Here is a 24,627-nt window from a genome sequence, read left to right on the forward strand (position 1 = left end):
TCCGCGCCGGTCCGGCCCGCGTGGTCGTGGGCCGGACCGGCGGCCTCCGTTCGTACCCCTCGTGGAGGAACCGTCGATGAGAGCGAAAGTCGCGCTGCTCGCGGCCGTGCTGGCGACGGCGGTGACGACGGCGACCGCCGTCGTCACCGCCGCCGGCCCGGCGTCCGCCGCCGCGCTCACCCAGGTGACCAACTTCGGCGCCAACCCGAGCAACCTGCAGATGCACCTGTACGTGCCGGACCGGTTGCCGTCCCGGCCGGCCCTGCTGCTGGCCCTGCATTACTGCACCGGCAGCGGCCCGGCGATGCACACCGGCTCCGGGTTCAGCGCCCAGGCCGACCGCTACGGCTTCATCGTGATCTACCCGTCGGTGACCCGCAGCAGCAAGTGCTGGGACGTCTCGTCGCCGCAGGCGCTGCGGCGCGGCGGGGGCAGTGACCCGGTCGGCCTCAAGTCGATGATCGACTATGTGACGGGCCGCTATCCGGTCGACCCGGATCGCATCGGGGTCGCCGGCTTCTCGTCCGGGGCCATGATGACGAACGTGATGGCCGGGGTCTACCCGGACGTGTTCCACGCCGGGGTCAGTTCGTCGGGCGTGCCGTTCGGCTGCTTCGCCACCACCAACGGCTCGGAGTGGAACAGCGACTGCTCCGGCGGGCGGATCACCAGGACCCCGCAGCAGTGGGGTGACCTGGTCCGCAACGCCTACCCGGGCTACACCGGCCGGCGTCCCCGGATGCAGATCTGGCACGGCACCACCGACACCACGCTGAGCTACGTCAACTTCGGCGAGCAGATCAAGCAGTGGACGAACGTGCTGGGCGTCTCGCAGACCCCGAGCATGACCGACTACCCGCAGGCCAGCGCCACCCGCACCCGCTACGGCGGCACCGGTGGCATGCCGCCGGTGGAGGCGATCAGCTTCCAGGGCTACGGTCACTCGATCCCGTTCGACGCCGCCCAGGCGGTGCGGTTCCTCGGCTTCGACGGCACCGGCGCGACCACGCCGCCGCCGAGTCCGACGACTCCGCCGCCGACTCCGACGACTCCGCCGCCGAGCCCGACGACTCCGCCGCCGACTCCGACGACGCCGCCGCCGAGCCCGACGACGCCGCCGCCCGGGCCGGGTGGTTGTTCGGCGTCGGTGTCGGTGAACTCGTGGCCCGGTGGTTTCGTGGTCAACGTGAAGGTGACCGCGGGCTCCGGCGGCGCCCAGGGTTGGACGGTCGGCCTGACGCTGCCCGGTGGGGCGAGTGTCACCAACACCTGGAGCGCGACGGCCAGCGGCAGCACCGGCACGGTGCGGTTCGCCAACGTGGACTACAACGGCCGGCTCTCCGCCGGTCAGAGCGCCGAGTTCGGGTTCCAGGGCACCGGCAGCGCGTCCGGCCTGACGCCCACCTGCGCGGCCTCCTGAGCCGGGTCACCGACGGGTGGCGCGACGGTCCGCCGTCGCGCCGCCCCGAGTCCTTCCGTCCCCTTCGACCGACGCTCCTGTTACGAGACCGAGACATGCGCGTTTCGCCCGATCGGTTGACGGTGCAACTTGTGAGCGTTAACACTCCCGAGAGGATTACCGGTGCGATTCCAACGGACGTAGGGGAGAGGAAGGCTCGTGCGCAGACGATTTCTGGCCGCGCTCGGCGGCGTCGCGATCGCCGTCAGCCTGGCCGCGTGCAGCGGTGAGGGTGCGGGAGGCGGTGGCGACACCGGCTCGGCCAAGCCCGGCGACCTGACGATCGGCGTCTCGATGCCGACCCAGACCTCGGAGCGATGGATCGCCGACGGCAACTCGGTGAAGGAGAAGCTGCAGGCCAAGGGCTACCAGGTCGACCTGCAGTACGCCGGGGACGAGATCCCCACCCAGTCCCAGCAGATCGACCAGATGATCACCCAGGGCGCGGACGTGCTGGTGATCGCCCCGATCGACGGCACCGCGCTCAGCGGCCAGCTGCAGGCCGCCGCGGCGGCGAAGATCCCGGTCATCTCCTACGACCGGCTCATCCGCAACAGCCCGAACGTCGACTTCTACGTCAGCTTCGACAACTACAAGGTGGGCGTGGCGCAGGCCAACGCGCTGCTGGTCGGCCTCGGGTTGCAGAACAAGGACGGCTCGAAGGGCAGCGCCACCGGTCCGTTCAACGTGGAGTTGTTCGCCGGCTCACTTGACGACAACAACGCCCACTTCTTCTTCAGCGGCGCGATGGACACGCTCAAGCCGTACTTCGACGCCGGCACGCTGAAGGTGAAGTCGGGCCAGACGAAGATCGAGCAGGTGGCCATCCTGCGCTGGCAGCAGGAGACCGCGCAGAAGCGGATGGAGGATCTGCTGACCTCCAGCTACCACGACGGCAGCACGGTCGACGGCGTGTTGTCGCCGTTCGACGGCCTGTCCCGGGGCATCATCACCGCCGTGCAGAACGCCGGCTACCGCGGCGGGGCCAAGAAGATGCCGGTGATCACCGGCCAGGACGCCGAGGTCGCCTCGGTCAAGCTGATCAACGACGGCGTGCAGAGCTCGACCGTCTTCAAGGACACCCGCCTGCTGGCCGAGCAGGCCGTGGTCGCCGCCGAGGCGTTCCTGCGCGAGGAGCAGCCGAAGGCGAACGACACCAAGGCGTACGACAACGGCGTCAAGGTCGTGCCCGCGTTCCTGCTGCCCGTGCAGACCGTCTACAAGGACGACATCAAGTCGGTGCTGATCGACTCCGGCTACCTGACCGCCGAGGAGGTCGCGGCCGGACGGGCCGGCTGAGCGCGCGGCGGACCCGGGGGCGTACCGCGCCGCCGGGTCCGCCGGCGTCCGGAGGCGACGGCCACGAGCAGGACGGTTTCCATGAGCGATCACATCCTCGAAATGCGGAACATCACCAAGACCTTTCCCGGAGTGGCCGCGCTCCAGGACGTCTCGCTAGTCGTGCGGCGAGGCGAGATCCACGCGATCTGCGGCGAGAACGGCGCGGGCAAGTCGACCCTGATGAAGGTGCTCTCCGGGGTCTACCCGACCGGCAGCTACGACGGGCAGATCGTGCTCGACGGCGGGCCGGTCGGGTTCCGGGGCATCCGCGACAGCGAGTCCCGGGGCGTCGTCATCATCCACCAGGAGTTGGCGCTGGTGCCGTACCTGTCGATCGCGGAGAACATCTTCCTCGGCAACGAGCGCCGCGGGCGCAGCGGGCTGATCGACTGGCACCGGACCAACGCGGAGGCCGCGGCGCTGCTGCGCTCGGTCGGGCTGGACGAGAACCCGCTGACCCCGGTCATCCAGCTCGGCGTGGGCAAGCAGCAGTTGGTGGAGATCGCCAAGGCGCTGTCCAAGAAGGTGCGGCTGCTGATCCTGGACGAGCCGACCGCGGCGCTGAACGAGGTCGACTCGGCGCACCTGCTGGACCTGCTGCGCCGGCTGCGGGACCAGGGCATCACCTGCATCATGATCTCCCACAAGCTCGGTGAGATCACCGCGGTCGCGGACTCGACCACGGTGATCCGGGACGGCCGGACGGTCGAGACGCTCGACATGAGCGACGGCACGGCGACCCAGGAGCGGATCATCCGGGGCATGGTCGGCCGCGACCTCGCCGCGTTCTACCCGACCCGCGCGTCGACGCCCGGCGCCGAGGTGCTGCGGATCGAGGACTGGACCGTGCGCCACCCGACCCAGGACCGGCTGGTGGTCGACCGGGCCTCGCTGCGGGTGCGCGCCGGCGAGGTCGTCGGCATCGCCGGGCTGATGGGCGCCGGCCGCACCGAGCTGGCGATGAGCGTGTTCGGGCGGGCCTACGGGCGCGACGTCTCCGGCCGGGTCTTCGTCAACGGGCGCCAGGTGCGGACCCGGACCGTGGCCGAGGCGATCGCCAACGGCATCGCGTACGCCACGGAGGACCGCAAGCACTACGGTCTCAACCTGATCGACGACGTGCGGGGCAACATCTCGGCCGCCGCGCTCGGCAAGCTCGCTCGGCACGGCTGGATCGACGGCAACGAGGAGATCAAGGTCGCCGAGCGGGGCCGGCGCGACATGAACATCAAGGCGCCGACGGTCATGTCGGTGGTGGGCAAGCTCTCCGGCGGCAACCAGCAGAAGGTCGTGCTGGCGAAGTGGCTGTTCACCGATCCGGATGTGCTGATCCTCGACGAGCCGACGCGGGGCATCGACGTCGGGGCCAAGTTCGAGATCTACACGATCGTCAACCGCCTGGTGGCGGACGGCAAGGCCGTCGTCATCATCTCGTCCGAGCTGCCCGAGCTGCTCGGCATGTGCGACCGCATCTACACCCTGGCCGCCGGCCGGATCACCGGGGAGCTGCCGGTGGGCGAGGCCACCCAGGAGAACCTGATGGAACTCATGACCAAGGACAGGGATCTCGTCCGATGACCAGCACGAAACCCGCCACCGCACCGAAGGCCGCCGCCCCCGACACCGGCGCGGGCGCCGCCCGGCACACCGGCACCAGCGACCCGCGGACGCTGATCCTCGGCAACCTGCGGCAGAGCGGCATCTACATCGCCCTGGTGGTGATCGTGGCGCTGTTCGCGGTCCTCACCGACGGCGTGTCGCTCAGCCCGGGCAACATCACCAACATCGTGCTCCAGTACTCCTACATCCTGGTGCTCGCGATCGGCATGGTCATCGTGATCATCGGCGGGCACATCGACCTGTCCGTGGGGTCGGTGGTGGCGCTGACCGGCGCGGTCTCCGCGGTGCTCGTCATCCGGGAAGGGATGCCCTGGTGGGTAGGTATCCTGGCCGCGCTCGCCGTGGGCGTCGCGGTGGGCGCCTGGCACGGGCTCTGGGTCGCCTACGCCGGGATACCGGCGTTCATCGTCACCCTGGCCGGGATGCTGCTGTTCCGTGGCCTGACCCTGCGGGTGCTGGACAACATCTCGCTGTCGCCGTTCCCGGCCGAGTACCAGCGGGTCGCGGCCGGTTTCCTCAACGGGCTCCTCGGTGGGCAGGGCTTCGACGCCTTCACGGTGTTCATCGGCGTCTTCGCGGTCCTCGGGTACGCCGCGAGCGTCTACCGGACCCGGCTGGCCCGGGTCCGCCACGAGCAGCCGGTGGAGTCGTTCCCACTGTTCGTGCTGCGGGTGGTGGTGGTCGGCGCCGTCGTCATGTGGTTCGCCTGGCAGCTCGCCCACGCACGCGGCCTGCCGATCGTCCTGATCGTGCTGGCCGTGCTGGTGCTCGTCTACGGCCTGCTCACCCGCCGTACCGTCTTCGGCCGTCAGGTCTACGCGATCGGCGGCAACCTGCCGGCGGCGACGCTGTCCGGCGTCCGGGTGAAGACCGTCAACTTCTGGGTCTTCGTCAACATGGGCTTCCTCTCCGCGGTGGCCGGGGTGATCTACTCCTCCCGGTCCAACGGCGCCCAGCCGGCGGCGGGCAACATGTTCGAGCTGGACGCCATCGCGGCGGCCTTCATCGGCGGCGCGGCGGTCACCGGCGGTGTCGGCACCGTCGTCGGCGCGATGGTGGGCGGCCTGATCATGGCGGTGATGAGCAACGGCATGCAGCTCATGGGCATCGATCAGTCCATCCAGTCGGTGGTGAAGGGGCTGGTGCTCCTCGCCGCGGTGGCGTTCGACATCTGGAACAAGCGTCGGGCAGCGGGCAGCCGGTGAGGGCCGGCCGGACGGCGGGTGCGCCGTCCGGCCGGCCGCACGCTCAGCGGTCGCCGACGGTCACACCCGGCTCCACCGCTGGTTGCTGTTGCCGTGGCAGGTCCAGAGGATCACCCGGGTGCCGTTGGCGGTGGCGGCGCCGTCGACGTCCAAACACAGCGACGGGAAGCGGCCGTTGCTCACCGTGCCGTTGCCGTTGAACGTCCACTGCTGGTTGGTGCCGCCGTTGCAGTCCCAGATCTGCACCCGGGTGCCGGCGGTCGCGTTGGTCGGCACGTCCAGGCACTTGCCCAGCACCCGCAGCGTCTGGCCGTCGACGCTGAACTGCTGGTTGGGGTTGCCGTGACAGTCCCAGATCAACGTGCCGGTGCCGTTGGCCGTGCCGCCGTTGCCGACGTCGAGGCAGCGCCCGGCCGACTCGCTGCGCAGCCGGAACGTGGTCGGGGTGGGCGGCGGGGTGGTGGTGCCGCCCCCGCTGACCCGGTAGACCACCGTGCCGTGCCCGGGCACGCTGGCGGAGATCGTCCCGGTGCTGGTCGAGGTGGCGTCGGTCCACGCCTCGCGCAGCGTGAACGAGGTGCCGCTCTTGCCCACCGCCGCCGCGGTGGTGGAGATCGTCGTGGTGGCGCTGCCCTGGTTGAACAGGGCGACCGCCACGTCGCCGTTGGCCAACGGCTTTGCCAGCACCCGGCGGGTGCCGTCGAAGGACACCTGAGCCGCCTGCCGGGCGAGCGGATCCTGGCTGATGCCGATGAGGTTGGCGTTCTTCAGGATCGTCTGCGTGGCCGCGTTCATGTTGCGCAGGTCGTTGCCGGCGATGAGCGGCGAAGCCAGGACCGCCCACAGCGCGAAGTGGCTGCGCATCTCGGTGTCGGTCATGCCGCCGCGGCCGACCTCCAACATGTCCATGTCGTTGAACGCGCCGGGCTTCGCTCGACCGGCCAGCGGCACGGTGACGTCGACGATGTTCTGGATGCCCATCGGGTAGCCGTTGGTCTGCCCGCTGTTCCAGGTGTTGGTGATGTCCTCGGTGGTGCGCCACATGTTCGCCACGTCGCCCCAGTCGCGCTGCGGGCCGGTCTTGGAGTGGACGCTGTTCGAGTTGATGCTGTAGACGATCGGTCGACCGGTGGCGGCGAGCGCGTCGCGCATGATGTTGAAGACGCGCACCTGCTCGTCGATCGAACCGCTGGGCGAGCACCAGTCGTACTTCAGGTAGTCCACGCCCCAGGCCGCGAACTGGCGGGCGTCCTGCGCCTCGTGGCCCTGCGCCCCGGTCGCGCCGGGGTAGCTGTTGAAGTACTGGGCACACGTCTCGGTCAGCGGACCCTGGTAGATGCCGAACTTCAGCCCCCGGGCGTGGATGTAGTCACCGAGCGCCTTCATGCCCGACGGGAAGCGGCTCGGGTCGCCCTGCAGGTTTCCCGCGGAGTCGCGGTTCGGGTTCATCCAGCAGTCGTCGACGACGACGTACTGGTAGCCGGCGTCCCGCATGCCGGAGCTGACCATCGCGTCGGTCATCTGCCGGATGAGCGTCTCGTTGATGTTGCAGCCGAACGTGTTCCAACTGTTCCAGCCCATCGGCGGCGTGCGGGCCGCGCCGTTGTCGAGTGCCCGCGCCGGCTGCGGGGCGGCGGCCCCGCCGATGACGGTGGCGGTCAGCGCGACCGCCGCGGCACCCATGGCGGCCAGCAGCCGTCGTGTTCTTCTACGCACAGGTCCTCCTCGGTTGACGGGCGCCGAGGCGCCCGGCGGGAGCGGTCGTTCGCGGCGGCCCGGACCACGCCGACCGGTGGATCGCCGGGAAGGTCGTGGCGTCGAGGGAACCGGTGGGTCGGCCGCTCTCAGGTGGTGGGTCGGCGATGGCCGGGGACGCCGCCGGCCGTCGCCTCGCTGCCGCGCCGGATGCGTCCGCCCGGGGACTGCACAGCCGACACAACGATGCCGCGGATGTTATCGCTGACATCAGAAGGTGTAAATAGTTTGTCACCTCGCTCGGAGGCCCGCACGGTGCCCGCGAGGCGACCTCGCCGAGCGAGAACAAGCCGTTGAGAGGCCATCTGGCGGCCTCGCGCCGGCCAGCCCGGGCTTCCGTCAGGGCTGTCCGGGGCGGGACGGAGGCGGATCTCGATACCACATCGATTGTTGTCGTTAACATGGCGTCGTCGGAGCTGATCGGGCCGGCCGGTGTCCGCCGCGCGAGGACCTTCGGCGGCGGGCGGTCGGGCCGGTCCCGGCGTCGACGCCGACGGTGGCCGCGCCGGCCCGGCTCTCGTTACGCAGCCGTTGCGAACAGGTGTCTTGACGGATGTATATGTGAGCGCTAACACTAACTCGGTGACACGGGAGAGGTGCAAATGAGCGAGGTGGACGGGCCCGACCGCTACGTGGTCGGGGTCGATTTCGGCACGTTGTCCGGGCGCGCGCTCGTGGTGCGGGTCCGCGACGGCGCCGAGGTCGGCACCGCGGTGCACGAGTACCGGCACGGGGTGATCGAGGCGGCGCTGCCCGACGGCGGTCCGTCGCTGCCCCCGGACTGGGCGTTGCAGGACCCCGACGACTACCGCGACGTGCTGCGCGAGGCGGTGCCCGCCGCGCTCGCCGCGGCCGGGGTGGACCCGGCCCGGGTGATCGGGATCGGCACCGACTTCACCGCCTGCACCGTGCTGCCCACGCTCGCCGACGGCACCCCGCTGTGCGAGATCCCGGACCTGCGTCACCGGCCGCACGCCTGGGTCAAGCTGTGGAAGCACCACGCCGCCCAGCCCCAGGCCGACCGGATCAACGCACTGGCGCACGAGCGCGGCGAACCGTGGATCGGCCGCTACGGCGGCAAGATATCCGCCGAGTGGCAGTTCGCCAAGGGGCTGCAGATGCTCACCGAGGACCCCGAGGTCTACCGGCGGGCCGAGCGCTTCGTCGAGGCCGCCGACTGGATCGTCTGGGAGCTGTGCGGCGCCGAGACGCGCAACGCCTGCACCGCGGGCTACAAGGGCATCCGGCAGGACGGCCGCTATCCGTCGGCCGACTACCTGGCCGCGCTCGACCCCGGCTTCACCGACTTCGTGACCAAGCTGGACGGCCCGCTGCTGCCGCTGGGCGCCCGGGCCGGCACGCTCAGCGCCCGCGCCGCGGCCTGGACCGGGTTGCCCGAGGGCATCGCGGTCGCGGTCGGCAACGTCGACGCGCACGTCACCGCGGCCTCCGCCCAGGCGCTGCGCCCGGGTCGGCTGGTGGCGATCATGGGCACCTCCACCTGCCACGTGCTCAACGGCACCCACCCCGCCGAGGTGCCCGGCATGTGCGGCGTGGTCGACGGCGGCATCAGTCCCGGCGCCTGGGGTTACGAGGCCGGGCAGAGCGGCGTCGGGGACATCTTCGGCTGGTTCGTCCGGCACGCCGCGCCGGCCGGCGTCGACTCGCACGAGCGGCTCACCGAGCTGGCCGCCGCCCAGCCGGTCGGCGCGCACGGCCTGGTGGCGCTGGACTGGTGGAACGGCAACCGGTCCCTGCTGGTCAACCACGACCTCAGCGGACTCGTGGTCGGGCTGACGCTGGCCACCCGGCCGGCGGACGTCTACCGCGCGCTGCTGGAGGCCACCGCGTACGGCACCCGGATGATCGTCGAGGCGTTCGCCGAGGCGGGCGTGCCGGTCGACGACCTGGTGGTGGCCGGCGGGCTCACCTCCAACCGGCTGCTGATGCAGATCTACGCCGACGTCACCAACCGCCCGCTGGGCATCATCGGCTCGGCGCAGGGCCCGGCGCTCGGCTCCGCCATCCACGCGGCGGTCGCCGCCGGGTCCTACCCGACGGTCCACGAGGCGTCGGCGGCCATGGGCCGGGTGGACGAGGGCGTCTACCGGCCGATCCCGGAGAACGTGCGCGCCTACGACGCGCTCTACGCGGAATACCGCGCGCTGCACGACCACTTCGGTCGCGGCGCGAACGACGTCATGCTCCGCCTGCGGGCGATCCGCAACGCGGCGGTCGAACCCGCGGCGCAGCCCGACCCGGCCCTGGAGGTTGTCGGATGAACCCCGAGATCGCCGCGCTGCGCGAGACCGTCGCCGGCCTGCACCGCGAGTTGACCCGCAACAACCTGGTGGCCTGGACCGCCGGCAACGTCTCGGCGCGGGTCCCGGGGCAGGACCTCATGGTCATCAAGCCCAGCGGCGTCGACTACGACGACCTGACCGCCGACACCATGGTGGTCTGCGACCTCGACGGCACGGTCGTCGACGGCGGTTCCCCGTCCAGCGACACCGCCGCGCACGCCTACGTCTACCGCGCGATGCCCGAGGTCGGCGGCGTGGTGCACACGCACAGCGGCTACGCCACCGCCTGGGCGGCCCGGGGCGAGGCGATCCCGTGCTGGCTGACCGCCCAGGCCGACGAGTTCGGCGGGGAGATCCCGATCGGGCCGTTCGCCCTGATCGGCGGCGACGACATCGGCAAGGGCATCGTCGGCACGCTGTCCGGGCACCGCTCGCCGGCGGTGCTCATGCGCAACCACGGCGTGTTCACCATCGGCCGCACCGCCCGCGCGGCGGTCAAGGCCGCGGTGATGTGCGAGGACGTCGCGCGCACCGCGCACCTGGCCCGCGCGCTCGGGCCACCGCTGCCGATCGCGCCGGCCGACATCGACGCGCTGCACGACCGCTACCAGAACGTGTACGGCCAGCGCCCGTCGAGCGGCTGACCCAGACCAGCACCACCTCATCCCACCACAACCGGTCGCCCCGGCCCCACCGGCCGCGCGTCCGGATCACCCCACCCCGAGGAGATTCGATGAGAACCAGGAGCACGGCACGTACGGTCATCGCGGCCCTGGCCGGTGTGCTGCTCGCCGGCAGCATGGCCGCGTGCGGCAACAGCGACACCGGCGGCGGTTCCGGCGGCGACGACAAGCTCGTCCTGGGCTTCTCCCAGGTCGGTGCGGAGAGCGGCTGGCGGACCGCCAACACCACCTCGATCAAGGAGGCGGCGAGCGAGGCGGGCATCGAGCTCAAGTTCGACGACGCGCAGCAGAAGCAGGAGAACCAGATCAAGGCGATCCGGAACTTCATCCAGCAGAAGGTCGACGTGATCGCCTTCTCGCCGGTGGTGGAGTCCGGCTGGGACACCGTGCTCAAGGAGGCCAAGGACGCCAAGATCCCGGTGATCCTGACCGACCGGGCGGTCGACTCGGCCGACAAGTCGCTCTACAAGACGTTCCTCGGCTCGGACTTCAAGAAGGAGGGCCGGCTCGCCGGCGAGTGGCTGGTGGAGCAGAAGAAGGGCGCCACCGGCCCGGTGAACATCGTCGAGCTGCAGGGCACGACCGGCTCGGCGCCGGCGAACGACCGCAAGGCGGGCTTCGCCGAGGCGATCGCGGCCGACCCCAACCTGAAGATCATCGCGTCGCAGTCCGGTGACTTCACCCGCGCCGGCGGCAAGCAGGTGATGGAGCAGTTCCTGAAGGCCAACCCGAAGATCGACGTGCTGTTCGCGCACAACGACGACATGGGTCTGGGCGCGCTCGAGGCGATCACCGCGGCCGGCAAGGTGCCGGGCAAGGACATCACCATCATCACCGTCGACGCGGTGAAGGACGGCATGCAGGCCCTCGCGGACGGCAAGTTCAACTTCATCGCGGAGTGCAGCCCGCTGCTCGGCCCGCAGCTGATGGAACTCGCGAAGAAGGTCGACGCGGGCGAGGAGGTGCCGGCCCGGATCGAGACCGAGGAGACCACCTTCACGCAGGAGTCGGCCAAGGAGGCACTGCCCAACCGCAAGTACTGACCCACACCGGGGGTCGCCGTCGCGCCGACGGCGGCCCCCGTGCCACCACCGCTCAAGAAGAGGTCCGATGGGATGACGGGTGACCGTCCGGTCCTGACCATGACCGGAATCAGCAAGACCTTCCCCGGGGTCCGCGCGCTGCACGACGTCGACTTCCGGTTGTTCCCGGGCGAGGTCCACGCCCTGATGGGCGAGAACGGCGCCGGCAAGTCGACGCTGATCAAGGTGTTGACCGGCGTCTACGGCACCGACGCCGGCACCGTCACGCTCGACGGCGACCAGGTGTCCTTCACCGGGCCGATGCAGGCCGCCGCGGCCGGCGTGAGCACCGTCTACCAGGAGGTCAACCTCTGCACCAACCTGTCGGTGGCGGAGAACATCTTCATCGGCCGGGAGCCGCGCCGCCTGGGCGCGGTGCGCTGGGGCGAGATGCGCCGGCGGGCGCGCGGGCTGCTGGCCCGGCTCGACCTCGACCTCGACGTGAGCGCACAGCTCGGCACCTACTCGCTGGCCGTGCAGCAGATGGTCGCGATCGCCCGGGCCATCGACGTGCGGGCCCGGGTGCTCATCCTGGACGAGCCGACGTCCAGCCTGGACGCGGGCGAGGTGGCCCAGCTCTTCCGGATCATGCGCCAGTTGCGCGACGAGGGCATCGCGATCCTGTTCGTCACCCACTTCCTCGACCAGGTCTACGGCATCGCCGACCGCATCACGGTGTTGCGCAACGGCACCCTGGTGGGGGAGTACCGCACCGAGGAGTTGCCCCAGTTCAGCCTCGTGGAGAAGATGATCGGCCAGGAGCTGGACGTGCTGGGCCGGCTGGACGGGCCGCAGGGACGGGACGCCGTCGCCCGCGACGGGCAGGCCCCGCTGGTGGATGCCGACCAGGTGGGCCGTCGGGGCGCGGTCGCCCCGTTCAGCCTGCGCATCCACGCCGGGGAGGTGGTCGGCCTGGCCGGCCTGCTCGGCTCCGGCCGCACCGAGGTGGCCCGGCTGATCTTCGGCGCCGACCGCGCCGACCACGGTCAGGTCCGGATCGACGGCGCCCGCTCGCCGCTGCGTACCCCGATCCAGGCCATCGACCACGGCATCGGCTTCTGCTCGGAGAACCGGCGGGCGGAGGGCATCGTCGGTGAGCTGTCGGTCCGGGAGAACATGATCCTGGCGATGCAGGCCGCGCGCGGCTGGCTGCGCCCGATCCCGCGCCGGCGCCAGGACGAGCTGGTGCAGAAGTACGTCGAGGCGCTGAGCATCCGGCCGGCGAACCCGGAACTTCCGGTGCGCAACCTCTCCGGCGGCAACCAGCAGAAGGTGCTGCTGGCCCGCTGGCTGATCACCGAGCCGCGCCTGCTCATCCTCGACGAGCCCACCCGCGGCATCGACGTCGGCGCCAAGGCCGAGATCCAGAAGCTGGTGGTGCAGCTCTCCGACGGCGGCATGGCGGTGCTGTTCATCTCCGCCGAGCTGGAGGAGGTGCTGCGGCTGAGCCACCGGGTGGCGGTCATGCGCGACCGCGAGATGGTCGCCCAGCTCGACAACGACGACACGCTCGACGCCGACCGCGTCATGCGCACCATCGCCAGCGGAACCCCCCGGGAGGAGGTGAACCGATGAACACCGTCGCCGACCGCCTCCGCCCGCTGACCGGGCACCGGCTGTTCTGGCCGGCCCTGGTGCTCGTGGTGATGCTCGCCGCGAACACCGTCTACCGTCCGGGCTTCCTCGCCGTCGAGGTCAAGAACGGCCACCTGTACGGCACGCCTGTCGACATCCTCCGGTTGAGCGCGCCGCTGATCCTCGTCGCCCTCGGCATGACCCTGGTCATCGCCACCGGCGGCATCGACCTGTCCGTCGGCTCGCTCTGCGCCATCAGCGGCGCGATCGCCTGCCTGCACATCAGCGGCGCGGCCGACCAGAACAGCCCGTCCACCGTGTTCACCGCGCTGGCCCTGGCCTTCGGAACCGCGCTCGTGCTCGGCGCGTGGAACGGGGTGCTGGTCGCCGTCATCGGCATCCAGCCCATCATCGCCACGCTGATCCTCATGGTGGCCGGCCGGGGGATCGCCCAGCTGGTGACCGAGGGGCAGATCATCACGATCAACTCCGGACCGTACCGGGCGATCGGGCTCGGGCACTTCCTGACCCTGCCGCTGGCCATCCTCATCGCGCTGGCCGCGGCGCTGCTGGTGGCCGCGTTCACCCGGCGCACCGCGCTCGGCCTGATCGTCGAGTCGGTCGGCGGCAACGCCGAGGCCAGCCGGCTCGCCGGCATCCGGTCGCGTCGCGTCGTCCTGCTCGTCTACGTGGTCAGCGCCGCCTGCGCCGCGGTGGCCGGCTTCATGGTCACCGCGAACGTGTCCAGCGCGGACGGCAACGCCGCCGGACTGTGGATCGAACTCGACGCGATCCTCGCGGTGGTGATCGGCGGCACCTCGCTGGCCGGCGGCCGGTTCTCCCTCGGCGGCACCGTGCTGGGCGCGTTGATCATCCAGACCCTGACCACCACGGTGTACGCCATGAACATCTCGCCACAGACGTCGCTGCTGTTCAAGGCCGTCGTCGTCATCGCCGTCTGCCTGATCCAGGCCCCGGCGTTCCGGGCCCGCCTCCGACGTCGCCGGCGCGACGTGGAACCCGGTCCGACGGCGCCGCAGCGGGAGAAGGAGCAGGTCCCGGCATGAGCAGCACGTCGTTGTCCGCCGTCCGGTCCTGGCGGCCCAGCCTGCCCCGGCGGCACGTCCCGGTCCTGGCGACGCTCGCCCTGCTGCTGGTCATGTACGGCATCGGGGTGTCGCAGTACCGCGCGTTCTCCAACGTCCAGGTCGTCTTCAACGTCTTCATCGACAACGGCTTCCTGCTCGTGGTCGCGGTCGGCATGACGTTCGTGATCCTCACCGGCGGCATCGACCTCTCCGTCGGCTCGGTGGTCGCGATGACCGCGATGGTGTCGGCGGCCCTGCTCCGCGACGGCCTGCCGGCGGCCCTGGTGCTCGTCGTCGCGCTGCTGATCGGCCCGACGCTCGGGTTCCTGATGGGCTGCGCGATCCACTTCTTCGAGATCCAGCCGTTCATCGTCACACTCGCCGGGATGTTCTTCGCGCGCGGCATGTGCACGTTCATCAGCGACGCCTCGATCTCCATCACGGACGGCTTCTGGACCGGCATGTCCCAGGCGCGCATCGGGAACCCGGCGGGCAACTTCGTGTCGATAAGCGTGCTGATCGCGTTCGCGGTGGTCGTCGTCGCCGCGTACGTGCTGGCGTACACCCGGTTCGGCCGCAACGTGTACGCGGTCGGCGGCAACGCGCAGTCGGCGCTGCTGATGGGCCTGCCGGTGGGTCGCACCCGGATCGCCGTCTACACGATCAGCGGGTTGTGCTCGGCCGTCGGCGGCATCCTGCTGTCGTTCTACACGCTGTCCGGCGCGCCGCTGATCGCCGTCGGAATGGAACTGGACGTGATCGCCGCGGTGGTCATCGGCGGCACGGTGCTCACCGGCGGGTCGGGCTACGTCTTCGGCACCGTGCTCGGCGTGCTGGTGCTGGGCGTGATCCAGACCCTGATCACGTTCGACGGCAGCCTCAACTCCTGGTGGACCAAGATCGTGATCGGCGGGCTGCTGTTCGCGTTCATCCTCCTCCAGCGCCTCATCGGCATCCGGTTCAAGTGACGGCTCCTAGCGCGGAAGGCAACAACATGGCTACTCACGCCCAGCCCGAGGTCTGGTTCCTCACCGGGAGCCAGGGCCTCTACGGCGAGGACACCCTGCGGCAGGTCGCCGACCAGTCCCGGCAGATCGCCGCCCGGCTGGACGAGTCGTCGGACATCCCCGTACGGGTGGTCTGGAAGCCGGTCCTGACCTCCAGCACGGACATCCTGGCGGTCTGCCGGGACGCGGCCGTGCAGGGCGCGGTCGGGGTGATCGCCTGGATGCACACGTTCTCACCGGCGAAGATGTGGATCGCCGGGCTGGACGCCCTGCAGACGCCGTTGCTGCACCTGCACACCCAGGCGAACGTGGCGTTGCCGTGGGACATCATCGACATGGACTTCATGAACCTGAACCAGGCCGCGCACGGCGACCGCGAGTTCGGGTACATCCAGACCCGCCTGGGGGTGGCCCGCAAGACCGTCGCCGGCCACGTCACCGACCCGCGGGTGGTCTCCCGGGTGGCGGCCTGGGCCCGCGCGGCGATCGGCTGGTCGTCGGTGCGGACGCTGCGGCTGGCCCGCTTCGGCGACAACATGCGCGACGTCGCCGTCACCGAGGGGGACAAGGTCGAGGCGGAGCTGCGCTTCGGCGTCTCGGTCAACACCTACGGCGTGAACGACCTGGTCGCGGTCGTCGACCAGGTCGCCGAGGCGCAGGTGGACGACCTGGTGAAGGAGTACGACGACACCTACCGGCTGGACGCCGCGCTGCGCGCCGGTGGCGACCGGCACGACTCGCTGCGCTACGCCGCGCGGCAGGAGTTGGGTCTGCGCGCGTTCCTGGACGACGGTGGCTTCCGCGCGTTCACCACCAACTTCGAGGATCTGGGCGGGCTGCGCCAGTTGCCCGGCATCGCGGTGCAGCGGCTGATGGCCGACGGGTACGGCTTCGGCGGCGAGGGGGACTGGAAGACCTCGGTCCTGGTGCGGACGCTGAAGGCGATGGCGGCCGGCGTCGAGGGCGGCACGTCCTTCATGGAGGACTACACCTACGACCTGACGTTCGGGCGTGAGCTGGTCCTCGGCGCGCACATGCTGGAGGTGTGCCCGAGCATCACCGCGGACGTGCCGACGGCGGAGGTGCACCCGCTGGGCATCGGCGGGCGGGAGGATCCGGTCCGGCTGGTCTTCGACGCGGCGCCGGGGCCGGCGGTGGTGCTGGGCATGTCGGACCTGGGGGAGCGGTTCCGGCTGGTGGCCAACGTGGTCGACGTGGTGCCGCCGCCGCAGCCGCTGCGCCGGCTGCCGGTGGCCCGCGCGGTCTGGCGGCCCCGACCCGACCTCGCCGCCTCTGCCGAGGCGTGGATCACCGCGGGCGCCCCGCACCACACCGTGCTGTCCCAGGCCGTCGGCGTGGAGGAGCTGCGTGACCTGGCCGCGATGACGCGCACCGAGCTGGCGGTCATCGACGGCGACACCGTGCCGCACCGGTTCGCCGACGAGCTGCGGTGGAACCAGGCGTACCACCGGCTCGCGCGCGGGTTCTGACCGGGCGGGCACACCCGCCACGGGTGGCGTACCCCCGGGTCCGCGTCGGGGGCGCGCCACCCGCCGGTGTCCGCGGTGTTACGCCTTGACGAACGTCTTGTTATCGCTCACAGTCGATGTGTCGGATCGCCGGCAGCCTGCGTGGGCCGCTCCGGGCCGGGCCCCACACCGGGGCTGCCGCTCGGCATCCGATTCCCCTTGGGCAGAGACGACTGTTAACGATCACATGAGGAGGGTCATGGTGGCGACAGCTCGGCTGTCCCGGCTCCTGGCGGGGTTGGTGGCGATGGTGGTCGGCGGCGTGCTGGTGGGGTTGGCCCCGACGCCGGCCTCGGCGGCGACGGTGGACACCAACGCCTGGTACGTGCTGCTGAACCGCAACAGCGGCAAGGCGTTGGACGTCTACAACCTGGCCACGAACGACGGGGCGCGGATCACCCAGTGGGCGCGCAACAACGGGGCCTGGCAGCAGTGGCAGTTCGTGGACTCCGGCGGCGGCTACTACCGGGTGCGCTCGCGGCGCTCCGGCAAGGTGCTGGACGTGACCGGCGCGTCCACCGCCAACGGCACTGCCGTGGTGCAGTGGAGCGACCACGGCGGGACCAACCAACAGTTCCGGCTGGCGGACTCGGACGGCGGCTACGTCCGGCTGATCAACCGCAACTCCAACAAGGTGATGGAGGTGCAGAACGCCTCCACCGCCGACGGCGGCAACATCGTGCAGTACGACGACTGGAACGGCGCGAACCAGCAGTGGCAGCTCGTCCGCGTCGACGGCGGCGGCACCCCGACCGACCCGCCGCCCGGCGGCACCTTCACCAACCCGGCGGTCTGGCAGGACTTCGCCGACGTCGACATCATCCGCGTCGGCGACATCTACTACATGTCCGCCTCGACCATGCACTACTCGCCCGGCGCGCCGGTGCTGCGCTCCTGGGACCTGGTGAACTGGGAGTTCGCCGGGCACTCGGTGCCCCGGCTGGACTTTGGCACCAAGTACGACCTGCCCCCGGGCAGCCAGGCGTACGTGGACGGCATCTGGGCCTCGACGTTGAACTACCGGCCGAGCAACAAGACCTACTACTGGGCCGGGTGCGTCGACTTCGCCCAGACCCACATCTACACCGCCTCGGCCGTCGACAGCACGTGGAGCCGGCTCACCACGATCCCCAACTGCTACTACGACGCCGGCATGCTGATCGACGACAACGACACCATGTACGTCGCGTACGGCAACGGCACGATCAGCGTGGCTCAACTGTCCGCGGACGGGCGCAGCCAGGTGCGGGCCCAGCAGGTCTACCAGACGCCGTCGAGCATCGGCACGCTGGAGGGGGCGCGCTTCTACAAGCGCAACGGCGCCTACTACATCTGGCTGACCCGGCCGGCGAACGGCCAGTACGTGCTCAAGTCCACAAACGGCCCGTTCGGCCCGTACGAGCAGCGCCAGGTGCTGTTGAACCTGCCCGGCCCGATCTCCGGCGGCGGCGTGCCGCACCAGGGCGGCCTGGTGCAGACGCAGAACGGCTCCTGGTACTACATGGCCTTCACCGACGCGTACCCGGGCGGGCGGATGCCGACGCTGGCGCCGATCACCTGGACCGCCGACGGCTGGCCGCAGGTGCAGACCGTGAACGGGACGTGGGGCGCCAGCTATCCCAACCCGCTGCCGCTGCACCCGGTGAAGCCGCTCACCGGCACCGACACGTTCGCCGGCACCACGCTCGGCCCGCAGTACGAGTGGAACCACAACCCGGACAACAGCCGGTGGTCGGTGAACAACGGCCTGCGCCTGCAGACCGCCAGTGTGACCAACGATCTGTACCAGGCCCGTAACACGCTGACCCACCGGATCCAGGGTCCGACCTCCACCGCCACCGTCGAGCTGGACTACTCGGCCATGCGCGACGGGGACCGGTCCGGGCTGGCCATGCTGCGTGACAGCTCGGCCTGGATCGGCGTGCGGCGGGACAACGGCGCGACCCGGGTGGTCATGACCAACGGTCTGACCATGGCCAGCGGCGCCTGGAACACCACCTCCATCGGGAGTGAGGTCGCCAGTGCGGCGGTCTCCGGCGGGCGGATCTGGTTGCGGGTCAACGCCGACATCCGGCCCGGCTCGGGTCGGCAGGCGCGCTTCTCCTACAGCACCGACGGGGTCACCTTCGTCCCGCTGGGCAACGCGCTGACGCTCAACAACGCGTGGCAGTTCTTCATGGGATATCGGTTCGCCATCTTCAACTACGCCACCCAATCGCTGGGCGGGGCGGTGACGGCACGCCAGTTCTCGGTGACAACGCCGTGACGCGGGTCACCATTTCTGGTGCTTGACGAGCTCGGAAATTGCCCGGGGTGGGGGTCCGACAACCGTCGGGAATGCCCTGCCCCGGGCAGCCGGAGCTGCCACTTCGTCCCATTGGTGCGCGAAAGGAATGGATGCTGTCGGCCTTTCTCCGACAATCCGCCACGACACTCGATTCGTTGATCGGCCGGGCCCGTGACCGGTGGGAGAACTGGCGTAGACTGTCGCCACCCCGGCCGGTCCGGTCGACGTCGACATGGTGCGGCCACGTGGGCATGTGCGAAAGTGAGGTGGCCGTGCGCGGTCCTGCGATGACGGACGTGGCCCGCCTCGCCGGTGTCTCCCACCAGACGGTCTCCCGGGTCCTCAACGGGCACCCCAACGTGCGCGAGCAGACCCGGCTGCGGGTCCAGGCGGCCATCACCGAACTCGGCTACCGGCCCAACCGCGCGGCCCGCGCGCTGGTCACCGGCCGGTCCCAGGTGATCGGTGTGGTCGCGCAGAACACCACCCTCTACGGTCCGGCCTCCCTGCTGGCCGCGCTGGAGCAGACCGCCGCCGAGGCCGGCTTCGCGGTCAGCGTCGGCAGCGTCAGCGACCTCGACCACCGGTCCATCTCGGCGGCGGTGGAGCGGCACCTGGCGCACCGGGTGGCCGGCATCGTGGTGATCGCGCCGGTCGAGTCGGCCGGGGCGGCGCTGGAACGGCTGCCGCACGACGTGCCGCTGGTGACCGTGGACGGCGACCCGCGCCGGCCGATCCCGCTGGTGACGGTCGACCAGGTCGCCGGCGCCCGGGCCGCCACCCAGCACCTCCTGGACGCCGGGCACCGGACGGTCTGGCACGTCTCCGGCCCGTCCGACTGGTTCGACAGCGCCGGTCGGATCGAGGGTTGGCGCGAGGCGCTGCGGCTGGCCGGGGCCGAGATCCCGCCGCTGGTGCCGGCGGACTGGTCCTCGGCGGCGGGCTACCGGTGCGGGCAGATGCTGGCCCGGATGCCCGAGGTCACCGCCGTCTTCACCGCCAACGACCACCTGGCGCTGGGTGTGCTGCGGGCGTTGCACGAGCACGGCCGGCGGGTGCCGGACGACATCAGCGTGGTCGGGTTCGACGACGTGCCCGAGGCGGCCTACTTCATCCCGCCGCTGACCACCGTCCGGCCCGACTTCGCGGCGGTGGCCCGGGCCAGTCTCGGGCTGCTGCTGGCGCAGATCGAGTCCACCGGGGTCGGGCCGCTGCGTCAGACCATCGCGCCGACACTCGTTCCCCGCCGCAGCGTCGGCCCGCCGCCCCAGCGCTGACCCGCCGCGCGGCCCTCACCCGCCGCCGCGCTGTGCGGCGGTCCTACCGTCCGTCCGAGGTTCGCGGCACCCCGTCACGGCGCTCAGTTTTCCGGCGGTGCCGAGTCCCCGGCCGGCCCCCCGGGCGCCCATGCGGTTCTGATGTCCCGACGGCCCCCGGGGCGCCCACGCGGCACTGGATGTCCGGACGCTGCTGGGTGCCCGCCCGTGCCGGCGTCGCCCACCGCGGTTCGCTCGCGGAGGCGGATCGCGCTGCCGTTGGCAGAGCGCGGCCCGTTCTCCGCCGGTGCCTTTGGAGCTGATAGCAGGAACGACTCAGACCCTCGTCACCCCCCCCCCGGCGGGCGCGGCTCGCGGAGGACCGGTGAGGTCACCGGCGGGTCGCCCCCATGACCGCGTTCGTCACGGGCGGGCGGGTCGGCGCCGTCTGAGTCGTTCGTGACGTCAGCTCCAAAGGCGACCCGAGCACTGTTGCTCCGGCAGCGGCCACGCGCGTCGGGGCCGACCCGTCCGGGCGTGCTGATCGAATCGCCGCGGCGCTGAGCCGCCGCCGTCGGGTCGCCCGGCCCGACGGCGGCGGCGTCACCGGGGGTATGCGGACCGAACGGCCCGCGCACCCCACGCCTCAGACGAACCGCCAGCGCTGATGCGCCGCGCCGGTGTCGTCGCCGAGGACGGCCTGCGCGCCCTGGCTGCCGGAGCCGCCGCTGAGGCCCAGCACCCTTCCGCCGTTGGCGCACTGGAGCCGGAAGTAGCCGTTGCCGCTGTGGCGCAGCCGCCACCGGTGGTCGACGGTGCCATTGTCGGTCCACTGGACGATCCGGGCGCCGGCGGCGGAGGAGCCGCCCTCGACGCCCAGCACCTTGCCGCTGTGCGAGGCGCGCAGCCGCAGGTAGCCACCGGTGTCGACGAGCGCGGTCCACAGGTGGTCGGCGGTGCCGTTGTCGCCCCACTGGATGACGAGCCCGCCGTCCGCGGTGGACATGTTCTGCACGCCGAGCACGAGCCCGCTGCCCAGGTTCTGCAACCGGCGGGCCCCGTTCGGCAGGAACCGCCACTGGTTGTCCGGGCTGCCGTTGTCCGGGTCCTGCACGGCCATCGCACCCTGCCCGGTCGAGCCACCGGAGATGCCGAGCAGCTTGCCGGTGTGCGAGTTGCGCAGCTTGTGGGTGCCGTCGCCGACGTCGACCACGGTCCACAGGTGGTCGGCGGTGCCGTTGTCGGCCCACTGGAGGATCCGGGCGTTGTCCGCCGTGGACATGTTCTCCACACCGAGCACCTTGCCGCTGTTGACGTTGCGCAGCTTCAGCGCCGAACCGTCGACCACGAGCTGCCAGTCGTGGTCGGCGGTGCCGGAATCGCCCCACTGAAGGGCGAGCCCGCCGTCGGCGGTGGACATGTTCTGGATCCCGAGCACGAGGCCGCTGGCCGCGTTGGCCAGCCGGAAGCTCGCCTCGCCGCCACCGCCGCCGCCCGTGCCGGCACGCCAGTAGACCGTGTAGTTGAACCCGTGCGCGTCGTAGAAGGGGCCGAGGTTGACGGTGGCGCCGTTGGCCGTGGCGGTGAACGCCAGCGAGCCGCTCCCGGTCCGGGTGACCGACGCGACGTCCAGCGTCGGCAGGGCGCTCAACGTGCTGTTGCCGTAGTTGCCGGAGAGCACCACCGGCCCGTACGTGACCGCCTGGACCGCCGCGTCGTCGTTGGCGGCGACGGTGGCCACCCGCATCGGCAGCCGGACCGTGACCACGTCCCCGGAGGCCCAGTCACGGGTCAGCACGGCGTAGCTGCCCGGCGTGGTGGTGATGCCCTGCGCCGTGCCGTTGACGCTGACCGTCGCCCCGCTCGTCCACGACGGGATCCGGATCCGCATCGTCCACGACCCACCCACCGAGCCGGTGACGGTCAGGGTCGTGGTGTCGGAGACCGGGTACGAGGTGCTCTGGGTGACCGTGATGCCGCGCTGGCTCCAGGTGAGCACCGAGGGCAGGAACTGGTTCACGGTCAGCGTGGTGCCGTTGTGGTAGTAGATGCCGTCGGCCAGGTTGGTGTTCGTCTCCAGCCCGGTGCCCTGGCAGCACCAGAAGGAGTTGTAGTCGGTGCTCCAGGTGCCGCCGCCCCACGCCGGGCCGACGCCGCGCCGTCCGCCCGGGTTGAGCGGGGTGAAGTAGGTGACGTGGCCATGGCTGTCGGCCGGGTTCTGCTGGCCGATCATGTGGTTGAGCAGCGCCCGCTCGTAGAAGTCGACGTACGCGACCCGGTCGGGGTCGAGCTGCCACAGCTCCCGGGTCAGCTTGAGCATGTTGTAGGTGTTGCACGCCTCGCAGGTGTCGTTGCGCAGGTAGCCGGCGATCGCGTTGGGCGCGCGGAAGTGCTCGGCCTGGCTGTTGCCGCCGATGGCGTACGTGTGCGCGCCGACCGTGATGTTCCAGGCGTTGGTGGCGATGTCGCGGTAGCGGGTGGTGCCGGTGGCCTTGTACTCCCGGGCCGCGCCGATCCACTTGGGCACCTGGGTGTTGGCGTGCAGCCCGTTGAGCTGGTCGGAGTTCGACGCGAGCGGGTTGAACACGGCCGCGTGGTCGAAGCGCTGGGCGGTGGTCAGCCACCGGGCGTCGCCGGTCTGCTGGTAGATGTCGGTCAGCACCGCGTTCATGCCGCCGAACTCGGTGCCCAGCATGGCCTGCATCTGTGCCGAGCTGAGCCGGCCGGTGCGCCAGTCGACCCAGCCGGCGAGCGCCAGCAGCACGTCGCGCGCCTGGGTGCTGCCGATCAGGCGCCACACGTCGAGCAGACCGGCGAGCGTCTTGTGCACGCAGTAGTAGGGCACGTTGCCGTTGCTCAGCGTCCGGGCCTCCAGCGCGCTGAAGTCGGACTCCGGGAACCCGGAGAGGTAACCGGCGTTGAAGCCGGCCGCGCCGTTGTTGGCCTGGCACTTCGCCAGTTCGGCGACCATGGTCAGCGCCTTGTCCCGGCAGGTGGTGTCGCCGGCCACCGCCCAGGCCTGCGCCCAGGCGGTCAGGAAGTGGCCCTGCATGTGGGTGCGGAACGGGAAGTTCGGCGCGTCCCAGCCGCCGTTGGCGGCGGCCCCGGCGGTGGAGAGCCGGTGATTGGCCCGGAAGTTGTAGAGCAGCCGGTTGACGTCGACGAAACGGAGGTAGTTCAGCGTCCGGTTCTGGTTGTCCAACCAGCGACTGGCGGTCAGCCGCACCTGGCCGGGGTCGAACGCGTAGGCGGAGACGCCGATGTCGGGGCGGGCCGGGGCCAGGGCGGCGTCGGCCACGCCGCCTGCGGCGAGGGAGCCGACGGCGGCGCCGGCCGCGGTCGCGACGGCGGTCGCGCCGGTGGCGCGCAGGAGCATCCGGCGGTTCATTCCAGGAGCGGGCATGAGCGGCCTTTCGGGGGCGGACGGGTGGGCCGGGCGGCCGGGCGGACCGCGGTCCGCCCGGCCCGTGGGGTCAGTTGCGCAGGCTCCACTGCTGATTGGCCTGGCCGTTGCAGGTCCAGAGGATGAGTTTGGTGCCGTTGGCGGTGCCGGCGCCGTTGGCGTCGAGGCAGAGCCCGGACTGCTGGCCGGTGATGGTGCCGTTGGCGTTGACGTTCCACTGCTGGTTGGCCTGGCCGTTGCAGTCCCAGATGATCACGGTGGTGCCCGGGCTGGTGCCCTGGCCGTTGGCGTCCAGGCACTTGTTGCCGTACACCTGGAGCTGGCGGGCCGCGGTCTGCGTCCAGCGCTGCATGGTGCCGCCCCAGCAGTCCCAGAGCTGCGTCTGGGTGCCGTTGGTGGTGCTCCCGTCCGGCACGTCGACGCAGCGCCCGGACTGGCCGCCCACGATCTCGACGTTCTGCCGGGTGCCACCGGTGCTCGCCGCGTAGCCGGCGGCGGTGATGTTGGCCTGGACGGCGTCCTCGGTGGCGTTCGACGGGTAGCCGGAGGTCATCACGCCCTCGTAGAAGGTGCCGGCGGAGCCGTGGCTGTTGTCGCCGCCGATGCCGAGGATGATCGCGCCTTCCTTCTTCATCGGGTTGTAGCCGGAGGCGTTCGGCCGCTTGCCGTCGTAGAAGGTGGACAGGCCGCCGGACTGGGCGTTGCCGCCGCGGATGGCCCAGTGGTTGGGCTCGCCCTTGACGATGGCGGTCAGGAACCGGTGGCTGACCGACGGGTCGTTGGCGTTGTAGCCCGGGTTGACGCCGGAGAACAGGCCGTTCTCCAGGTCGGCCATGATCCAGGGGCCGTTGCCGGTGCCGTAGCCCCAGACCTTGATGTTGCCGAAGTAGATGGCCTCCATGGTGCCGTTGCCGTTGTCCCGGCTGTCAAGCCCCGGGTTTGGTGGAGAGTTGGTTAGCTGGTTTTCAGGGGTGCGGTGACCGGGTGGGTCATCGCGTGTAGGGCCTCGTGTTCGGCGGGCGGGACGTGCCCGA

General features: G+C 70.9%; 15 protein-coding genes and 1 pseudogene. 13 read left to right on the forward strand and 3 right to left on the reverse strand.

Annotated elements, in window-relative coordinates:
- The first annotated feature begins 76 nt into the window (after positions 1-76).
- From AB0H28_RS06370 to mmsB, 4 genes are all read left to right on the forward strand, one after another.
- Positions 77-1,420, forward strand: a complete 1,344-nt coding sequence (locus AB0H28_RS06370) for a PHB depolymerase family esterase (RefSeq protein WP_358035086.1) — start codon at positions 77-79, stop codon at positions 1,418-1,420.
- A gap of 198 nt (positions 1,421-1,618) precedes the next feature.
- Complete coding sequence (chvE, locus tag AB0H28_RS06375) at positions 1,619-2,758, forward strand: multiple monosaccharide ABC transporter substrate-binding protein (RefSeq protein ID WP_358035089.1); 1,140 nt, start codon at positions 1,619-1,621, stop codon at positions 2,756-2,758.
- Positions 2,759-2,839: 81 nt separating this feature from the next.
- Positions 2,840-4,378, forward strand: a complete 1,539-nt coding sequence (gene mmsA, locus AB0H28_RS06380) for a multiple monosaccharide ABC transporter ATP-binding protein (RefSeq protein WP_358035092.1) — start codon at positions 2,840-2,842, stop codon at positions 4,376-4,378.
- Entirely contained in the window at positions 4,375-5,625 is a 1,251-nt protein-coding gene (mmsB, locus tag AB0H28_RS06385; protein ID WP_358035094.1) for a multiple monosaccharide ABC transporter permease, read from the forward strand. The genes mmsA and mmsB overlap by 4 nt, the downstream gene beginning before the upstream one ends.
- 60 nt (positions 5,626-5,685) lie before the next feature.
- On the opposite strand, the gene AB0H28_RS06390 is transcribed toward mmsB, so the two are convergent.
- On the reverse strand, positions 5,686-7,341 hold the full coding sequence (locus AB0H28_RS06390) for a ricin-type beta-trefoil lectin domain protein (RefSeq protein ID WP_358035096.1): 1,656 nt from the start codon (positions 7,339-7,341) through the stop codon (positions 5,686-5,688).
- 641 nt (positions 7,342-7,982) lie between these two features.
- Here AB0H28_RS06390 and araB point away from each other — a divergent pair.
- From araB to AB0H28_RS06435, 9 genes are all read left to right on the forward strand, one after another.
- Positions 7,983-9,662 carry a ribulokinase gene (gene araB, locus AB0H28_RS06395; RefSeq protein WP_358035099.1) on the forward strand — a complete coding sequence of 560 codons (1,680 nt, stop codon included), beginning with the start codon at positions 7,983-7,985 and terminating at the stop codon, positions 9,660-9,662.
- Positions 9,659-10,327: an L-ribulose-5-phosphate 4-epimerase gene (locus tag AB0H28_RS06400; RefSeq protein WP_358035101.1), complete on the forward strand. Its 669-nt coding sequence runs from the start codon at positions 9,659-9,661 to the stop codon at positions 10,325-10,327. Before araB ends, AB0H28_RS06400 begins: the two co-directional genes overlap by 4 nt.
- An 89-nt stretch (positions 10,328-10,416) precedes the next feature.
- Positions 10,417-11,409: an ABC transporter substrate-binding protein gene (locus AB0H28_RS06405; RefSeq protein ID WP_358035104.1), complete on the forward strand. Its 993-nt coding sequence runs from the start codon at positions 10,417-10,419 to the stop codon at positions 11,407-11,409.
- Between the two features lie 72 nt (positions 11,410-11,481).
- Positions 11,482-13,023: a sugar ABC transporter ATP-binding protein gene (locus AB0H28_RS06410; protein ID WP_358035106.1), complete on the forward strand. Its 1,542-nt coding sequence runs from the start codon at positions 11,482-11,484 to the stop codon at positions 13,021-13,023.
- Positions 13,020-14,090 (forward strand): ABC transporter permease, encoded by a 1,071-nt coding sequence (locus AB0H28_RS06415; RefSeq protein WP_358035109.1) that lies wholly within the window; start codon positions 13,020-13,022, stop codon positions 14,088-14,090. Before AB0H28_RS06410 ends, AB0H28_RS06415 begins: the two co-directional genes overlap by 4 nt.
- Positions 14,087-15,079, forward strand: coding sequence for a galactofuranose ABC transporter, permease protein YjfF (yjfF, locus tag AB0H28_RS06420; RefSeq protein WP_358035112.1), 993 nt, complete (start codon positions 14,087-14,089; stop codon positions 15,077-15,079). The genes AB0H28_RS06415 and yjfF overlap by 4 nt, the downstream gene beginning before the upstream one ends.
- Positions 15,080-15,105: 26 nt before the next feature.
- Positions 15,106-16,608, forward strand: a complete 1,503-nt coding sequence (araA, locus tag AB0H28_RS06425; RefSeq protein WP_358035114.1) for an L-arabinose isomerase — start codon at positions 15,106-15,108, stop codon at positions 16,606-16,608.
- Between the two features lie 238 nt (positions 16,609-16,846).
- Entirely contained in the window at positions 16,847-18,913 is a 2,067-nt protein-coding gene (locus AB0H28_RS06430; protein WP_358035116.1) for an RICIN domain-containing protein, read from the forward strand.
- Positions 18,914-19,221: 308 nt separating this feature from the next.
- Positions 19,222-20,211 carry a LacI family DNA-binding transcriptional regulator gene (locus AB0H28_RS06435; protein WP_358035119.1) on the forward strand — a complete coding sequence of 330 codons (990 nt, stop codon included), beginning with the start codon at positions 19,222-19,224 and terminating at the stop codon, positions 20,209-20,211.
- A gap of 625 nt (positions 20,212-20,836) precedes the next feature.
- Here the strand turns inward: AB0H28_RS06435 and AB0H28_RS06440 are convergent.
- Both AB0H28_RS06440 and AB0H28_RS06445 read right to left on the reverse strand, forming a co-directional pair.
- Positions 20,837-23,593: a beta-L-arabinofuranosidase domain-containing protein gene (locus AB0H28_RS06440; protein ID WP_358035122.1), complete on the reverse strand. Its 2,757-nt coding sequence runs from the start codon at positions 23,591-23,593 to the stop codon at positions 20,837-20,839.
- Positions 23,594-23,663: 70 nt separating this feature from the next.
- Positions 23,664-24,506, reverse strand: a pseudogene (locus AB0H28_RS06445) (arabinofuranosidase catalytic domain-containing protein); the annotation flags it as partial.
- Between the last annotated feature and the right edge of the window lie 121 nt (positions 24,507-24,627).

The organism is Micromonospora sp. NPDC050980 (assembly GCF_040653835.1).
GTDB lineage: Bacteria > Actinomycetota > Actinomycetes > Mycobacteriales > Micromonosporaceae > Micromonospora.